This window comes from Natrononativus sp. DTA114 (assembly GCF_059736515.1).
This window is the reverse complement of record NZ_JCASSN010000006.1, coordinates 37,777-55,023: the sequence shown is the minus strand read 5'-3', so window position 1 is coordinate 55,023 and position 17,247 is coordinate 37,777. Positions and strand designations below refer to the sequence as shown.

Below are 17,247 nucleotides of genomic sequence, written 5' to 3'. Positions count from 1 at the left end.
CAACGAGAATACTTCTTTAGCAGCCGGTCCATTAGTCTGCAGCAAATAGATTCGCTCCCGCTACTGATAGTGTGAACTCATTCCATTTCGGAATCAGGCCGTACGACGATTTTCCCGAACCCCTTTCCGTCACCCATCAGTTCATGGGCTTGCCCAATCTGGCTCATCGGAAGCTCGGCTCGGATCGTGGGTTCCATTGCGCCGTCCCAGACAAGATCCAGCACATCATCTGCCTCGCCGGGTGTAGCCATTGTCGATCCAATGATCTCGAGTTGATTGTAGAACACGCGGTTTATATTCAATTCAGTCTTTGCGCCGGTAGTCACGCCGCAAGTGAGGAGACGGCCACCTTTTGCAAGGGAACGGAGCGAAGATTCCCACGTCGCGGCACCGATATGATCAACAACGGCATCAACGCCTCGTCCACCGGTGAGTTCACGAATGCGACTATCCACCTGCTCTTCGGTATAATCTATCGTATAGTCCGCACCCAATTCACGCGTATGCTCGCGTTTTTCTTCTGTACTAGCAGTCGCATACACAGTTGCACCAGCAAGCGAAGCGATTTGCACGGCTGCATGGCCAACACCACCACTTGCTCCGAGTATCAGTACGTCTTCTCCGGCACGAACCCGTCCACGGGTCATGACTAATCGCCATGCCGTAAGAAACACCATTGGTGCAGCAGCTGCGATACCCCACGGGACGTCTTTTGGAACAGGAACGAGGTTGTCTTTGTGGACTGCTGCCAGCTCTGCATGGACTCCGGTTGTATGGGCACCGACAACGTGGTAGTTTACGCACATCGTAGGATCCCCATCGCGACAGAACTCACAAGCCCCACACCGCTTTACTGCGTACACCGCAACGTGGTCGCCTGGCTCGAAGCGATCGACGTTCTCACCCACTTCGAGAACCCGACCGGCAGCATCGCTCCCAGGGATGTGTGGAGTCGGTAGCTCAATCCCATGAGCACCTTGTCTCGTCCAGAGGTCCAAGTAGTTCACTGCGCCTGCTTTGATATCTATCAGAACCTCGTTTGCTGTCGGCTCAGGATCTGGAGCTTCTGAATATTCGAGTACATCTACACTACCGTGTTCGGTAAACTGGACTGCATGCATACAACTCGATCTTTCGCGAACAGCGATAAATCTTTAGAGGGAATGAACGCTGGGACTATCAGGCCGCCATCCACTCCGTATCGCCCTCATCGCCTCCACCAACCCGGTTTTCAACCAGGGTGAGGCCGCGATCGACAATAACGACGAGGAGGACGGTCAGTAAGATTGCAAAGTAGACATGCTCAGTGTTGTATATGGTTTGATTCGACCGAATGACAAAACCAAGCCCCTTGGTTGAGGCAATCATTTGGGTGAAGACAACGCCGACGACTACAAGCGCAGTCCCGATTCGAAGTGCTGAGACAATTGCAGGGATTGCTAATGGGATCTGAATTCGCGTGATCAGCTGCGTCTTCGAAGCTCCAATACTCCGTCCGACGAGCAGGTACTTCCGATCGATCTCTCCGACACCCGTCATGATATTCAGAACAATAGGAAACATGCCATAGGTCGCTCCAAAAACGATTTTTGAGGTCGAACCGATACCGAACCAAGCCAGGAATATCGGATACAATAGAATAAAGGGAACAGCGAATAACGACGAAAAGATCGGCTGGAACACTGCCAGAAGGTATCGGCTCGAGCCGAAAGCTAATCCGATAGTGATGCCGATCGACCAAGCGATCGCAATCCCGATACCGATTTCGTATGCTGTAACCGTCAACGCATCAATGAAGGTCTCTCGGTCAGTTAGGCCGACTGAGAGTACGTCTATCAATGAAGGGAAGACCATGGTGCTGAATAGCTGAAGATAATACACTGCCTCCCAAATAACTGCGACTAGGAGAAGCGCGAAAATGGTTCGGGTAATGCTATTCACTCTTCCGTACCGTTGATAGACTGACGAGGCCCCGTTCTGAGCTGATTCGACGAAATTCATGCGTTCCATTGGCTCACTCTTTGCTCGAGGTATCGAATCGATTCATTAGCTATGATCGTTGCAGCTGCCACGAGAAGGATTCCTGCAAACAATTCCGTGATTTGGAAATTACGACCCCAGCTAACCAGCAGTTGTCCGACACCCTGCTGGGAGACATACATCTCCGCGATGATCACACCGAGGACGGTGAATATCAATCCCAATCGCAACCCCGTCACGATAGACGGAATTGTAGAGGGGATGTAGATATATCGGAATATCTCTCGGCTATTCGCCCCCATCGACCTTGCCGACATGACTAGTTTTTCATCGACGGTTCGAACACCCGCCATTGTGATAAGCACAATAATCGGGTAGCTATACGGGATCGCGAAGGCTACCTTCTGTGTCATCCCAGTACCTATAGTGAAGACAAATATTGGCAGGAATATCGATTTTGGGAGGCCAATTGACGTCGTAAGCATCGACGAGAAAAGCCCGTCTGCCTTACCACGAGTTCCTAGGTAGAGGCCCGTAAGGATACCTAGTGGGACAGCTATTGCGAAGGCGATTGCGATCTGAAGCGCGGTGGCAGCCAAATCATCGATAATTGCTCCATCGACGAGGAGGTCGACCATCGTTATAACGACATCTGAAAAGCGTGGGAGATACGTTTCATCGACAAGTCCTGCGCTTGGTAAGATCTCCCAGCAACCGAGAATCGTGCCGATAACGACGAGGCGGCCAGCCCATATCTTGAGAGAGTAACTATCCATAATTGGATAGAGATTACAGTTCAATCGGCGTGAACCGATCGTCGAATACGTCCTCAGGATCTGGGACTTCGTTGATACCGGCCGTTTCGGCCATCTCGTAGACGTTATCGATCGCTTCGTCGCTAATCTCACCGTCGATCGAAAGCGTGTTTATGATCTGATCGTGCTCCCATTCCGTGATCTCTTCATCACTGCCTGTGTACTCTGCGAGGTACTCCTTTGACTCTGATTCATTCTCTTGCATGTACTCGGCTGCGCGATAGATCGCATCTAACGCACCCTCAATTGCTTCTTCTTTTTCATCGATAGCGGACTGGCTCGCCATCCATGGCGCGGGAAGTGTTTCGCCAAGTTCCTCGAATTGGAATAACGTTCGTCCCCATCCTTCTACGTTGGCGATCTGTGGCAGAGATGGGTACATCGAGGACGCTACTACCTGTCCTTCACGCAGGCCCGTGATCAGACCCTCTCCACCAATTGGAACGACCTCACCATACTCGATTTCATGGATCGCCTCCGCATACAATGCGTTGTGATCGGTTGTCGAGCCTCGTGCTGAAACGGCAATGTTCTCACCATCTAGGTCCTCAACCGATTCGATATCAGAATCATCCGCGACAACCATCTCCCACCCATATGGTCGAAGCTGGAAGCCGCTGATAATTCGAATATCTGCACCTTCCTGGTTTGCCAGAAGGACACTAATTGAGTTTGAATTTACTAACTCCTCTTCACCACCAGCCAATGAAGATGTTACCTCACCTCCGCCCCCGTATGCTTTGATGTTAGGGTTAACTCCGTTTTCTTCATAGTATCCCAATTCTTCTGCCATCTCCGCTGGCGCGTATGGGGAGAAATTTGGAACCGCCAGGCCGATCTCGAGTGACGTGAGATCGCCATCATCATCGCTAAGACACCCAGCAAGCCCTGTAAGTCCCGCTAAAGTTGCAGCACCAGCCCCACGAAGGTAGTTACGCCTTTCGCTATCAATATCCATGGCAACTCCACTATCGTAATCTATAATAGATCTTTTCCATCTCAACGATTATTACATACTGATATTACCAATAACCTCACAAACATTTGTAGTATTGGCCAGTAATCAAACACTATCACGGAATACGCGTGATGGGGTCTCGGGAAACCGAGTTACCGAGCGTTTCGCAAACTTTCGAGCGCTTCAGGATTCTCGAGGCTGCTGAGGTCACCTGCATCGCCATCCGTGTAAATCGCTTCAATTGCTCGACGGACTACTTTCCCACTCTGTGTGCGCGGGAAGGCATCGACGAACAAGAGCTCACGCGGCCTGAACGGCTTTCCGAGTCGATCTTGGACGCGAGTGAGTAGCGTCTCCCGAAGCTCGTCGGTGTCGTCAGTCCCCTCATTGGGAATAACGTATGCTACGATAGCCGCCCCCTTATCATCGTCCGGGACACCAATTGCGATCGTTTCATTGACGTCTGGATGGTCGAGAACTGCACTCTCGACTTCCGATGGACTTACGCGTTTACCAGCGACGTTGATTACGTCGTCAGCTCGGCCAAGAAGGTACCAGAAGCCGTCTTCGTCTTCGATTGCCCAATCACCGTGATCCCACACGTCATCCCACGTACTCCAGTACTCCTCGAGATAGCGCTCATCGTTATTCCATAGCCCTTTGGTCATAGATGGACACGAGTCTCGAGCAACGAGGTACCCACGCTCGTTTTTCTCGACTACACTTTCACCATCTGAATCGACGATATCGACGTCCATTCCCAATCCGGGGCCGCCAACAGTACACGGCTTAAGTGGCATGATCGGTAGCGTATTCACGAACGAACCGCAGATCTCGGTACCACCACTTACGTTCATGATTGGTAGTTCTCCATCACCGATCTCCTCGTAACACCACATCCAGGAGTCTGGATCCCATGGTCCGCCAGCCGAAACAATCGCCTCGAGAGTCGAGAGATCTTTATCTTCAACCCACTCGAGGCCGAATTTCCGAACACCTCTGACGGCTGTCGGGCTCATTCCAAAAATCGTGATTCCGTGTCGATCGATGATATCCCAGAACCTTCCTGGATCAGGGTAGTCGGGCGCGCCTTCATACAATAAGAGGGTGCCACCAAACGTGTGCGTGCCGAGCGACATCCATGGTCCCGACATCCAGCCCATATCGGTATTCCAAAAGACTCGATCATAATCATCGATATCAAATATATAGTAGATTTCCTTTGCACACTGGAGAAGTTGGCCAGCATGAGTATGTACCGTGCCCTTCGGCTTGCCGGTGGTCCCACTAGTGTAGATGATCATTGACTCATCGTTGGAGTCCAATGAGACCGTATCAAAGGAGTCATCTTGGGATTCTATCGCCTCATGCCACCACTCGTCGCGGTCATCGTTCCAAGAAATATCGGCTCCAAGATGCTCGAGTACAATGACGTGTTCGACGTATTCCCGATCCTCCACTGCTTCGTCGACATTATCTTTGAGGGGGACCTCCGAGCCTCGCCGCGGGAAACCATCCATCGTAAATAACACAGAACACTCTGCGTCATCGATGCGAGTTTTCACTGCATCAGCTGCGAACCCTGAGAACAGTGGGACGACAATTGCTCCAACTTTGAACGCCCCATAGAGTACAGACAGGATCTCGGGACACATCTGCATATAGACCGCAACGGTATCCCCCTTCTCGATGCCGCGCTCCTGTAACGCATTCGCAACCCTGTTCGCCTCTTGGTGCAGTTGATGGAACGTAACCTGACGCTCCTCACCATCTTCTCCCTCCCAGATACAGGCGATCTTATTCCGCTTCGGTGAGTTCGGCTGTGCATGGCGATCAAGAACGTTGTGAGCAATATTTATCTCACCACCCGGGTACCACTCCGAAAACTGTGGTCCCTCCGAATCATCACGCACAGCATCATATTCTTCATAGAACTCGATTCCGAGATCGTCGACAACGACATCCCAGAACCACTCAAGTCCGGACTCCGGAACGCCCTCAATATCGGTGGTTGTTCGTTCGATTAGATCATCATACCCGTCAATGCCATGCTGTTGCATAAACTGGTAGATATTCGTATCCTCCACATCTGCAGTGGTAGGTTCATGCACGATTGGTGCACTGTCATCAAAGTACTCCATGGTCTATCGACCGCAAGTGACTCTACTCATTTAATGGTTGCTCTAGGGGATTGTTTCGAAGAAGAACGTATTCAAAACTACCTGTATGCACGTCAAGGCAAAGGACAAGTGGAAGTGGGGTAGACGAGACTACTCAAACAATGCAGAAGGTCAAGTACTGCTATAGTCCGAGGAAGCGTTCAGCATTTTCCCAAAGGATCTTACGCTGGACTTCCTCGTCGAACTCGAGTTGAGCGAACTGCTTGAGCCACGGTTCCGGTTCCAACATAGGGTAATCAGTACCGAACATAACCTTGTCCTTGAGGAGGGTCTTCGCGTAGTGGAGCACTTGTTCGTCGATATATTTTGGCATCCACCCAGAAAGGTCCATGTAGACGTTCCCTTTCTGCTGGCAGATCGCGAGCTGTTCTTTCTCCCAAGGGTACGCCGGATGGGCAATGAGAATTTGAAGATCTGGGAAATTCGCAGCGACGTCGTCAATAAGCATCGGATTGCCGTACTTGATCTTCAAACCGCGGCCACCAGGGGAACACGCCCCAAGCGTGGAGTTTCCGCCGTGAAAGACGACAGGAACCTCGAGTTCCTCGATGGTCTCCCATAGCTCCTCGTGCTCAGGGTCAGAAGGATCAAAGCCTTGTGCGATCTGCTGGAACTTGAACCCAGAAAGATCGAGGTCCTCAACACATCGTCTTGCTTCCTCAGCACAGTCATCTTTGAGCGGGTCCACAGAGCCAAAGCCGATGAAGAAGTCCGGATACTCGTCACGGACGTTTGCTACGTAGTCATTTGGAACGGGCGGATTCCCAGTATTGGTCTCAGCGTCCCATCCCAGCAAAACAGCTTGCCCGACACCAGCCTCATGGTACTCTTCAACCATGTTGTCGTACGTATCGGTCTCAAGGTCAGTCCCAAAACGATCGGCAGCGTCTTGCATCATTTGCCCACCAGCATCATGAAGGAATTCGCTGGTTGGCTGGTGTGCATGCGTATCTATGGCCCTTGGCTCATCGAGTAACTCGAGTGCACTCATGCTGATTGTCGATGTGATGGCCGCCTATATGTACTTTCCCGTTGACGAAGATACGTGCTGCTTGTTACTGAGCGGTCACCGAGATCAGAATAAGGCCGAGCACTATCACGATCGCTGCGGTAGTGAGTGCGGTAGTCACACGCTCAATGCGCTCAGGGAGAAAAGAGACTGAAAGGAGTAACACTAGCAGAATGCTTGCCGGAATAATTGGATAGACAACTACAACGGGTGCGTTGGATAACGCCATGTAATAGGCAAGAAGAAATGTAGTGTTTGCGGTACCTGCCAACAAATGCCATCGCAGGGTTACGGTGCGAGCAATTGGTTGAATGCCTCTGAACGCAACGTAGCCTAAAAGCAATCCGAACGCCCCTGTCGTTTTTACTGCTAAACCGACTAGAAATGGAGTCCCTTCTTCGAGCCCGATTTTGGCAAGGGTAGGCTCGAGACCGTAAAACGCAGCCCCAAGGATGGGAACTGCAAGCCAAATCAGGATTCGTTGACCACTATCATAGTGCTGATTCTGTGACGTCTCTAACGTAATCAATACAACGCCACCGAATACCAACAGTACACCAAGAAAATGAACAGCACTCGAAGACTCTCCCAATACGACGACAGCGATAACTGTCGCGAAGAGGATATCGGATGAAACGAGCGGTGCAGTTCGACTGGCACCAACTCGCTTTATGCTAATGAAATGACAAAGTCGTCCTGCGACCGTGCCTACTGCCCCCGCACCAGCAAAGGCGAGAAGTGAGGTCGTAGTGAGTGAAAATGAGGGATAGTACAGAAGAACAGTTAGTGGGACTAGTACGACAACATTGACAAAGATTACAACTGCGAGCGCATCGATAGGATTCTCGTCTCGAGTTCCCATCCGGAGGAATATCTGCTGGAACGCATAGGCAATAGCCGCTAAAATAGCGAGTAAGATCCCCAGTGCCGGCGTGCTTGCCATTGTGTAACGACAATCAAGATCATCTATATGATTATTTCGACTTTCGACAGGGCTGTTGATTTGTGCCGAGATCAAATTATGGGTTATTGGTACGAGATATTAATTCCCAGCTCGCTTGTTGTCCCAAGGAGTAATTCAGTGAGACTGCCGTCTTCCTGTTTTCGGGAGATCCGATCAGATGGGCCACTGATGCTGATTGCCCCGTACACCCGATTCTCTGTATCTACGATTGGGGCGCCAATTCCCTCAACAGACTTCATAAAATACTGGTCGTTGAACGCCACACCTCGCTCACGAATTGTCTCGAGATCCTTTTCGACAGTTTCTCGGTCAATTGTATGGTCGCCGATCTCCTGCGGGAAGTTGTACTGATCCAGAGTATTCGCTTGTTCTTCTGGAGGAAGGTGGGCAAGAATAGCTCGGCCCCCCGCGAGTCGCCAAATGTCGACGTGTTGTCCGATGTGCGTATTCGTTTTGATTGAATTCTCCCCTTGCGCTTCCGCTAGGAAAACCGCCTTCCCGCCTTCTTCAACAATACACCACATCTTTTCTCCAGTCTCCATAGCTAATTTTTCCAAGACTGGTTTGACGATGGAGTAGACTGAATTTGACTGACGGACACTGCTCCCAAGTTCGAGAAACCGAAGGCTGAGACGGTAAGTTTGGTCTGGTTTCTGGATCACGTATCCCTGTTCTTTGAGCGTCTTGAGATAAGCGTGGGTCGTACTGGGAGGGATATCCACCCTGTTTGAGATTTCAGTTACACTCGCACTCTCGGCTTCGTCGAGGGATTCGACAATTTCGAACAACCTTGCCCCAGATTTAATGCTTGTCATCCGTTTTCACGCCTCGTACCCAAGGCCGATGGATAAATAAGTATTTTCAATCATTCCGAATTGGCCGATTTCGAAACCATCGGATAGTGGAACCTTCTTCAATTCCAATGAAAGTCTGCTTACTAACATTCACCATTACACAGCTATGGCCGTCATGATAGGATCATTTCGGTCCAAAATACCCGTTAAATCGACTGCGCCATTCTATGCCAAGGTACGCAAAGTCATACTTAGCTCACATACATAATCCATTCTTTATGATCAAGGGGAATAATTGTGGGTGCGGTGAGATTCTACATTCGGTATTGTCGAACCAATCATCGGAATTGGATCCGGCTTGATTGAGTTGGGGAAGTGGTTATTTAGTTAGAATTTCCTATACATTACCGGAAGTATTTTCATTGCCTGCAGGAAGGAGGCTGTATGCAAGTTGCAGTGTTAGGCGCCGGTACCATGGGTCATGGAATCGCCCAAGTGTCAGCGATGGCCAATCACTCGGTAGTAATTCGTGATATCGATCAGTCCTTGATAGAGGATGCTATTGGACAGATTGAGACGAACCTGGAAGAAGGCATCCGACGAGACAAGGTATCTGAGTCTACCGCAAACCAGGCGAAAGACGGTCTCTCAGGAACAACTAATCTGGAAGTGGCAGTATCGGATGCGGACCTCGTCATTGAGGCCGTACCCGAACGACTTGATTTGAAGCAAGACGTGCTGTCCGAGGCTGAAACATATGCGCCTCAAGACGCAGTAATTGCAACGAATACCTCTTCACTACCAGTCACAGAAATTACGAACAAGCTTGACGAGCCAGATCGGGGAATCGGACTTCACTTCTTCAACCCAGTTCACATTATGAAGCTGGTTGAAATTGTGGTTGCTGAGCAGACATCAGATGATATCGTATCTGTTGCTCATGAGTTTGTGGAAGGAATAGATAAGGTTCCAATCGAGGTGATGGACACCCCAGGTTTCGCATCATCCCGACTCGGCGTTGCAATTGGTGTAGAGGCTATGAGGATGGTTGAAGAGGGGATTGCTTCACCCCGAGACATTGATCAGGCGATGACACTGGGATACAACTATCCAGTCGGTCCAATTGAACTCGGTGACATCGTGGGTTTGGATGTGCGTTTGGATATTCTCGAGTATCTCCATGCAGAGCTAGGAGAACGGTTCCGCCCCCCGCAGATTCTAAAGCGGAAGGTCCGTGCCGGGAATTACGGGAAAAAGACAGGAACCGGATTTTATCGTTGGGAAGACGATCAAGTAGTTGGTACTGAACCGACAGGGAGAGTGATGGACCGATGAGCACGCAGTCAAAGGATCATGACATGAGCACTGTCAAATCAATTGCAGATGACTGCGATACAATTTCAGTCTCCGTTGGAGAGCCGGCTGAGAATATTGTGACCGTGGTACTCGAACGCCCAGATGCCAGGAACGCGCTCAATAGCCTCCTTCGATCTGAGTTTAAACAGGTATTTGATGCGATTGAGTCGAGCTCAGCCCGGGTTGTAATCCTAACTGGTTCAGCAAACTCAAATGCGTTTGTTGCAGGCGCTGATATTACGGAGCTTCGTGACCGGGACCCGCTAGCACAACGCGAAGCTAGCAAACGACCGCGAGTATACGAGCTCGTAGACAACCTTAGACAGCCAGTTATCGCTCGTATCAACGGTCATGCGCTTGGTGGGGGTTGTGAACTCGCAATGGGTTGTGACGTCCGAATTGCCCATGAACGCGCAAAAATAGGCCAGCCTGAGATCAACCTCGGTCTTATTCCCGGAGGTGGGGCTACCCAACGTTTGCCTCGTCTTGTTGGGGAAGGTAACGCAATGCGCCTCGTGCTTTCCGGTAAGCCAATCAGTGCTTCAGAAGCTGAAGATATTGGTCTCGTCGATATTGTTTGTGATGGAGAAACATTTGAGGATACTGTGAACGAACTGGCAGTATCAATGTCAGAAAAGAGCCCAATAGCACTCGAATTGGGAAAGAAAGCTGTACAAGCCAGTGCTCGAATGGATCTCGAGGCAGGAATTGAGTACGAGGCAGAACTATTTGCGCAGTTATTTGCAACCGGAGAGAAGAACGAAGGTATTGATGCCTTCTTAGAAGACAGAGAACCAACCTGGAGAGAGACCCACAATTGATTAGGATGGATTTCAGCGTGGGTCCCGATCGAACTTAGAAAATAAATATCTCATAGCTCTCTGAGATTCACCGAGTTCTCCAACCTCGAGATTTTTTAAAGGTCGTACCCCCAGTTCCGAAGGACCGCAGCTGCGTCATCAAGATTTTGCATGCCCGCAAGGTAGATTGCTTCTCGAGCATCGAGCCGATATACATCTCCAAACTCATCCTCTAGTTCGCGCTCTGCATCTCGAGACTTCGTATCTGTCTCATCAAGTACAAACAGCTGATGGACGCTATTGCGTTCATCCTTAACAGACTCACGACGCAGCGTGTATGGTAAGTCTGACCGGTTAATCTGACCAGTATTACCGCCAGACTCGGACGAGTTTTCAGTGTCCGAATTGTCTTCAGTATCGCCAGTGTTGCCAGTATTACTGCCTGGTGTTACTGACTCGGCAGTATCCTCAGAATGTGTTTCTCCATCGGCTGACTCTTCAGCCAAATCGTCCGCTTCGTCATCTGCGAACGGATCAGTGGCACCGGATTTCATGCTGTAGCCTCGGGAGCAGTGAACTGCTCAGTAATGTATGCCGCCAATTCGTCGAAGGTCTCGAGCGTCGGTTCTTCGTAATCCCGGAGGTCGCGGTACTCATCGTTTTCAGCGAGCTCGTAGACGGTTACCTGGTTATCCCAAGCGTCACCGAGCATAGATCCACGTTCACCGATGGAAACCGGCGCAATAGGGAGGTCTTCGTTCTCCAGGACCTCGAGATACTTGTCGTTGATATTCGTCCCCTTGAGCTTGTTCGGTACTGCGCCCAAGACACCTACATCGATATCACCGAGCTCGTTCTCGAGTCCGTTCACGACATCACGAAGCCCTTTGATACTCCGTTCGCCCTTGGGGGAGGGTTCGAATGGAATAAGCAGGTTTGCTGTTGCGTACACAGCATTGTAGAGATGCTGACCCTCTGATGCAGGTGGGTCAATGATCAGTACGTCGTACTTGGAAGGAACATCTGCATCGACGAGAACCCGACGGAGTTGTTTTTCCTTACTAAATTCGAAGTCCGGGTCAGGGTTCGTATCCTCTTCGAGCTCAGCAGCTTTCCCAAGGAGGTCGGCCAGGTTTCCAAGCATATTGTGGCTCGGAATAACGTCGATGCCCTCACTCGAGCGAACCATTTTGTCAAATGAGCCACGCGGACGGCCGATCATGTGCAACGCGAGATTGTCTACATCCGCTTCTGCCTTGCTGTCATCGAGACCCAAATGGTGGGTAAGCCCTCCGTCTTGAGGATCCATATCGATCACGAGAACGTCTTGACCGCGGTTGACGTGTGCTCGAGCGAGATTCGTCGCGAGGGTTGTCTTGCCGACCCCACCTGCCTCCGACCAGACCGTGTATGGTATCATGAACAGAGATAGTGAGCTCCTACTACTAAAATACTAGTCAGACACGACAGTGAACATTGTCAGTAATACTCGCCAGTGTTACTGTTCAGTATGGATGGTCAGACTGCCGGAAGAGGCAGTACAGCCACCCTGACGCGGTAATCCGGATTGCGACTACGTCTTTGGCCACACGCCGTAATTGACCTACGAAGCGATGTGTTCGGCCCCAACTGAATCAAACGAACCGCACCATATTGTCATGAAGACTGGAGGCGTGCAACTGGATATGGATGTTACAGAAGCGATCGAAACACGAATCGAACTTAGAGAGTATGCTGAGGAAACAGTTGACGAAAAGACAAAACGAGCGATACTCGAGGCCGGTCGTCTCGCTCCCAGTGGCAAGAACGTTCAACATTGGCGTTTCATTTTGCTGGATGATGACGCTAATCTCGAAGAACTAGCCGAGAACTCACCAACTGGAGGATGGGTGCAGAACGCAGATTTTGCTATTGTGATCTGTACTGATCCCCAGTACTCTTTCAACGAGATTGACGCGGGTCGGACAGCCACACATATGCAGCTAGTTGCCTGGGAATACAATGTCGGTTCGTGTATGTTCACCGTCGACCAACCGGCTGTTCGAGAGTTTCTCGAGATTCCTGCTGAGTACGACCTCACAGCGATCCTTGGCTTTGGCAATCCGCAGCACGAGATTCAAGGTCGGAAAGACCGCAGGCCACTTGCAGAGCTCACATTTCATGGGTCGTTCGGTCACAGCCTCGAGCTTGAGGAGTAGCTAGACCGTTAGAAAACGGGCTTGTGAGTATTTATCAGAGGGGGATCGTTTGAGTTGGAGTGGGATCTGTCGCTGTGTGGTTCAGTGTCGTTATCGAGGAAGCTCTGTTGAAACGCACAGTAGCTGAAAAGAGTCGCTTGCTGAATACACAGCGCTAATTCAGTACGTCCAAACTCTCGATTTGGCGAGATTACTGTCCGGTCGATATTGAGGCAGGATTGATCGAATTGGTACTTGGTAGCTGTATTCAATCGGGGTTGATATCTGTCTCTCGGACGTAAATCCTCTCTTGGGTTACAGTGACTTGACATCCGTTGAAGTTGAGTGTAATTGAACACTCCTCAATCCCTCGCCTTTCTTCAGGAGTTTCGAATATCCCGTTTAAGTGATCAGGGTCGATCACATCGTATAATGGATCAATGTCGAGTATCGAGGTGTTCGTGAACGACGCGACGGCCCGAACGATGGCCTCGCTGGGTAATTCATTCGCGTCGATCTCGTATGTGAGGTCTGTATCTCGTTTCATGAGGTCACTGCGTCATCGCTGGGGGTGTCATCGGTCATTCTGAGTAAGGAAGACCGCTTCTAAAATCATCGCTCTGGTAGTCGAGATGGTCGATTCGCGGACCTAGAAGTTCGCGGACAAGCACTATGAGGGGATGGTCCTCGCCCTCGCCAACCAGCGCTGTTTCCTCGGGATGTGTTCCATCTGCGCCCGGTTCATCGAGACTGCCGAGCAGTACCTTCCGCCGGTCGATCAGCACGAGTCGGCCGATCCGTGGGTACGACGGTGTGTTTAGCATGTCAAGTTGTGGCTCCCAGATGGTGGCCTCAGGAAGATGCTTTCGGGTGAGGTCGCGGACCTGCAAGTTCTGCGACCCCATGTACATTTGGATGCCACGATCGAGTGCTTGCTTTCCGTGATGGATACATGCCTCTTCGAGGAGATCTGGATTGATATACATACAGAAGATTTCTTCCTCAGCTTCGTCGGCGAGTTGCCGCCCATACTGGATGACCGACTCACGCCCCGTAATCACCCCTACTTGGTTTTCGGGTGTCTCAGGGCTCGTTTGGAGGTGTTCGGCTATAGCGGTGATTATCGACTCATTTTGCACCCCATCAGTAGATACTACAGACGCTCGAGATGTAACGAGATTCGTCTCGTGATCGTATGCAACCAAGCCGACTTCGGCCAGTTTCGGGAGCCGATTATGATGAAGTGAGATGAGCACCCGTTCGAGTTGGTCCTCGTATGTGGATGAATCGACGATCATCACATCGTCAGAAACGAGTCGATCCGACAACTCCTCTACGTATAGGGATCCCCCTGCATCGTCGAGCAAGTCCAATATGGTCCGATTGCGGGAATCGACGAGGTGTCGGATCTGTTCTTCGGTAGGCGAATCCAGATCCATACTATTTAATGATTGCAAACACACTTATAAAAGTCCTATGCAAGCACGTGATGACTCCTCTTTACGTCCATAGATCTCCCCTACACACCCCAGTTGGAAGATTGGTGTAATCAGTATACGATGTATTAGGCGGTTGGTTCAGTACATAATTCGTGATACAAACGTACCCCTGCGCTGGACTCATCCTCTATAGTCAGTAGGCTACTTCTGACAGGGTTCGAGTATTTCGTTCAGCATCTGCTGAATACACGGTGCGAATGTGGCACGAGACAGAGCGGGGTCAGCGCGGAAGGCTGAACGCTCAGTACAGGGAGCTCAGGTATCGTTTCGCACCCCGCTTCGACGGGCCGAGTAGACGGTGACCAGCGAGTTGTCCACTTGGTTCGATTTTGGGTATAGAGAGGGCTGACAGACAGTGCAGAGGCGGTGATCAATGAGCGACCCTGCAGCCGCCTGCACTCTCGTTATTCCCCGGCACAGGCTATGCCGCTTGGAGTCCATTATGAGTGATACACCATCGAACAGACGATCAGAGCGAGATACCGAATCCAATGTGGGCACTGGAACCGAGACCAATCGTGATACGTTGAACACGGACGTAATGCAGTGGCTGAGCGCGCTCGTCGCGCTGGTCGGGCTGTGGCTCGTCGCCTCGCCGTTCGTCCTCGAGGCGACGGAGACGGCCATATGGAACAATACTATGGTCGGGACGGCGGTCTTCCTGCTCGCCGGGTACAACTTCTACCGCCTCTCGAAAGATCAGCTGGCAAGCGTCGGTATCGCGTCGCTCGCCGTCCTGCTCGGGCTGTGGGCGGTCATCTCACCGTACGTCATCGAGATGGGCAGCGACCAACTGGCGACGAGTACCCTCGTTGCCGGGCTGGTTATTGCGGCGATCTCCGCCTATAACGCCTACGCGAACGGGAAGGCCGACGCGCCAGCCCACGCCCGTGCTCGTGCCTAACTCAGTCAGTGATTCCCTTTTGGGTTTTTCGAACACATCGTCGTCCGAACGGGTTACGGAATAAGTAGCCCGCCCCGTGGCGGAGATGCGTAACCGTTCCATCCGCACGTATAGTGAGCGGATGGTTCACCCCATTTGGCGTGAAACAAACAGTGCCGTTGGTTGCACTCATCCTCTGTATTCAGCACGGTCATTGAAACCCATCGCTGTATAGGGGTTTCAACAAGGCATCTGTGGTCAGTATACCAATTATCAGAGGACGTAACCCCCCGGGATATCCTTAAGTCGGTGGATAAGGAGAATCTCACTACGAGCTTGAAATGGACAAATTGACTGATCCACGACCACCGCTTCCAGAATGGATCATACAAGTCTACGAGGTTCTCTCCACTCATCAGAATTCGGATGAACCAGGCGGTTCACAATCAATTCCTCGAGAGCAAGCACTCCAACTGCTTGTCGAAGACGATGAACTGTCCCTTGACTCGAGAGATGCGGACTACGCGCTTGTTCGACTTCTGAAACGAGGGTACATCTATGAGGTAGGAGAGGAACTACGTGTGACTACCCCTGACTCCAGTTCGTAGGTGCAGTCAGTGATACCCGTTTTGCTCACACCAATTCTGAAGATCTGAATAGATCACCTCCTCCTCTGAACTGCTTCCTCTGCTTAGCAACCGATACCCATCTCGAGAATTCGTCTCCACGATAGCACACGCGTTGTTTTCAGTCAGCAAGAAAAACGCAGGGATGACTGAGCCTGTCGACATTCGCGAGGCAAGGACTTCAGGGTGGAGTTCGCGTACCTTTGAAGATCGCTCGAGTTTCTCTGCCAGCGTGGGTGTCAGTGGATGTGGGATTGATTCTATCATTGGTCAGTGTCCTTGTTCTGGGTAGTGGTTGTGTTCTCCTCGAGGCTGGGTGAGAGGCCAAGGTCCTCTGGGTTCAGACTCCGTAACCTCGCGACTCGAGTTGGTTCAATAAGACCGTGATCGTGAAGTCGGATTCGAACGGTTTCACGACATACTGCCCCGTCGAAGATATCCTCCGAGATTTCCCGGATTGTGAGATCACGGTCGCAGTACAACTGTTCGAGAAGGGCCGGATCCTCCCAAGGCTCTGGACCGCAGTCGGGTAGATCCTCAGGTGGCTTCGACTTCTCATAGGTGAGCTCACACACCGCTAGCCACCTCCCTCGAGTATTCAGGATCAGCTCCAGCGGTCTGTTTGAGGTCGCGGCTCGAGATACACTTTGGACACCGAAAGAGCCGGTTCTGATTGTCGCCAAAGACACGGGCGGTCTGCCCAAGGACATGCGCGCCACAGTTCCGGCACTCTGTGTCGACCGACTGTCCTTCGCTGGTTGTGGAGAGAGTGAGGGAACTCATTGGGTGCCCTCCAATGGGAGATATCCTTTTCGCGGACCCTGCGGCCCAAATCCCCAGACCAACCGGAGTTCGTTATTATCTACGAGGGCATTACCTCGTCGCGAAGCCATCTTCTGAGTGATCTCGAGCTCTTCAGCGAGAAACGTCGTTGGGACTCCTCCACCGCCGTTGTCGGTCCGGCCAGCCTCAGTGAGGCGTGTGACGGCCTCTATGAACTCTTGGTGGGTAAGAAGGAGAGATCCTCCATCCGTGCACGCAACAGGCTTGTGTCGCCATACGCATTCGTTGTCGTGCCCTCGAGAGCGGCGGATCCGATCTTCGTCAAGCAACTCGTAGAGATGGCTCTGGACGGTAGCCTCGTCAAGTGAGGTCTTGCGTGCTAATTCATTGGTGCTTGGGGGAGTCTCGCTATCGAAGATTGCT

18 protein-coding genes are annotated in these 17,247 nt (G+C 51.3%); 5 read left to right on the top strand and 13 right to left on the bottom strand.

What is annotated here, in order from left to right; translation table 11 throughout:
* Positions 1-77: 77 nt before the first annotated feature.
* The 8 genes from AC6I6S_RS19110 to AC6I6S_RS19075 all read right to left on the bottom strand — a co-directional run bounded on the left by AC6I6S_RS19110 (position 78) and on the right by AC6I6S_RS19075 (position 8,721).
* On the bottom strand, positions 78-1,121 hold the full coding sequence (locus AC6I6S_RS19110) for a zinc-binding dehydrogenase (protein ID WP_497952419.1): 1,044 nt from the start codon (positions 1,119-1,121) through the stop codon (positions 78-80).
* Positions 1,122-1,179: 58 nt separating this feature from the next.
* Positions 1,180-2,010 (bottom strand): ABC transporter permease, encoded by an 831-nt coding sequence (locus tag AC6I6S_RS19105; RefSeq protein ID WP_497952417.1) that lies wholly within the window; start codon positions 2,008-2,010, stop codon positions 1,180-1,182.
* Positions 1,998-2,618 (bottom strand): ABC transporter permease, encoded by a 621-nt coding sequence (locus tag AC6I6S_RS19100; protein ID WP_497952416.1) that lies wholly within the window; start codon positions 2,616-2,618, stop codon positions 1,998-2,000. Before AC6I6S_RS19100 ends, AC6I6S_RS19105 begins: the two co-directional genes overlap by 13 nt.
* 151 nt (positions 2,619-2,769) lie before the next feature.
* Entirely contained in the window at positions 2,770-3,753 is a 984-nt protein-coding gene (locus tag AC6I6S_RS19095) for an ABC transporter substrate-binding protein (RefSeq protein WP_497952414.1), read from the bottom strand.
* 152 nt (positions 3,754-3,905) lie between these two features.
* Positions 3,906-5,894, bottom strand: a complete 1,989-nt coding sequence (locus AC6I6S_RS19090; protein WP_497952413.1) for an AMP-binding protein — start codon at positions 5,892-5,894, stop codon at positions 3,906-3,908.
* Between the two features lie 160 nt (positions 5,895-6,054).
* Positions 6,055-6,924, bottom strand: coding sequence for an amidohydrolase family protein (locus tag AC6I6S_RS19085; protein WP_497952412.1), 870 nt, complete (start codon positions 6,922-6,924; stop codon positions 6,055-6,057).
* 64 nt (positions 6,925-6,988) lie between these two features.
* Entirely contained in the window at positions 6,989-7,885 is an 897-nt protein-coding gene (locus AC6I6S_RS19080; RefSeq protein WP_497952410.1) for an EamA family transporter, read from the bottom strand.
* An 83-nt stretch (positions 7,886-7,968) separates the two neighbouring features.
* The gene (locus AC6I6S_RS19075; protein WP_497952409.1) at positions 7,969-8,721 is read right to left on the bottom strand and encodes an IclR family transcriptional regulator; all 753 of its coding nucleotides are present in this window, start codon (positions 8,719-8,721) and stop codon (positions 7,969-7,971) included.
* A 423-nt stretch (positions 8,722-9,144) separates the two neighbouring features.
* Here AC6I6S_RS19075 and AC6I6S_RS19070 point away from each other — a divergent pair, with 423 nt between their 5' ends.
* On the top strand, positions 9,145-10,035 hold the full coding sequence (locus AC6I6S_RS19070) for a 3-hydroxyacyl-CoA dehydrogenase family protein (protein ID WP_497952408.1): 891 nt from the start codon (positions 9,145-9,147) through the stop codon (positions 10,033-10,035).
* A 23-nt stretch (positions 10,036-10,058) separates the two neighbouring features.
* Complete coding sequence (locus tag AC6I6S_RS19065) at positions 10,059-10,877, top strand: enoyl-CoA hydratase/isomerase family protein (RefSeq protein ID WP_497952578.1); 819 nt, start codon at positions 10,059-10,061, stop codon at positions 10,875-10,877.
* A 95-nt stretch (positions 10,878-10,972) separates the two neighbouring features.
* Here AC6I6S_RS19065 and AC6I6S_RS19060 read toward each other — a convergent pair whose 3' ends face one another.
* Together AC6I6S_RS19060 and AC6I6S_RS19055 are read right to left on the bottom strand one after the other, a co-directional pair.
* Positions 10,973-11,410 (bottom strand): DUF7970 domain-containing protein, encoded by a 438-nt coding sequence (locus AC6I6S_RS19060; protein ID WP_497952407.1) that lies wholly within the window; start codon positions 11,408-11,410, stop codon positions 10,973-10,975.
* Positions 11,407-12,276 carry a ParA family protein gene (locus AC6I6S_RS19055; protein ID WP_497952405.1) on the bottom strand — a complete coding sequence of 290 codons (870 nt, stop codon included), beginning with the start codon at positions 12,274-12,276 and terminating at the stop codon, positions 11,407-11,409. The genes AC6I6S_RS19060 and AC6I6S_RS19055 overlap by 4 nt, the downstream gene beginning before the upstream one ends.
* A 265-nt stretch (positions 12,277-12,541) precedes the next feature.
* Between AC6I6S_RS19055 and AC6I6S_RS19050 the strand changes: the two genes are divergently transcribed.
* On the top strand, positions 12,542-13,054 hold the full coding sequence (locus AC6I6S_RS19050) for a nitroreductase family protein (RefSeq protein ID WP_497952404.1): 513 nt from the start codon (positions 12,542-12,544) through the stop codon (positions 13,052-13,054).
* Positions 13,055-13,301: 247 nt separating this feature from the next.
* On the opposite strand, the gene AC6I6S_RS19045 is transcribed toward AC6I6S_RS19050, so the two are convergent.
* Entirely contained in the window at positions 13,302-13,580 is a 279-nt protein-coding gene (locus tag AC6I6S_RS19045; RefSeq protein ID WP_497952403.1) for a HalOD1 output domain-containing protein, read from the bottom strand.
* Between the two features lie 34 nt (positions 13,581-13,614).
* Positions 13,615-14,472: a DUF7344 domain-containing protein gene (locus AC6I6S_RS19040; protein ID WP_497952401.1), complete on the bottom strand. Its 858-nt coding sequence runs from the start codon at positions 14,470-14,472 to the stop codon at positions 13,615-13,617.
* A 502-nt stretch (positions 14,473-14,974) separates the two neighbouring features.
* Between AC6I6S_RS19040 and AC6I6S_RS19035 the strand changes: the two genes are divergently transcribed.
* Together AC6I6S_RS19035 and AC6I6S_RS19030 are read left to right on the top strand one after the other, a co-directional pair.
* Entirely contained in the window at positions 14,975-15,436 is a 462-nt protein-coding gene (locus AC6I6S_RS19035) for an SPW repeat domain-containing protein (protein WP_497952399.1), read from the top strand.
* A gap of 320 nt (positions 15,437-15,756) precedes the next feature.
* Positions 15,757-16,023 carry a hypothetical protein gene (locus AC6I6S_RS19030; RefSeq protein WP_497952397.1) on the top strand — a complete coding sequence of 89 codons (267 nt, stop codon included), beginning with the start codon at positions 15,757-15,759 and terminating at the stop codon, positions 16,021-16,023.
* Between the two features lie 585 nt (positions 16,024-16,608).
* Here AC6I6S_RS19030 and AC6I6S_RS19025 read toward each other — a convergent pair.
* A complete protein-coding gene (locus tag AC6I6S_RS19025; RefSeq protein ID WP_497952395.1) occupies positions 16,609-16,824 on the bottom strand; it encodes a DUF7563 family protein in 216 nt (71 codons plus the stop codon).
* Positions 16,825-17,247: the final 423 nt, after the last annotated feature.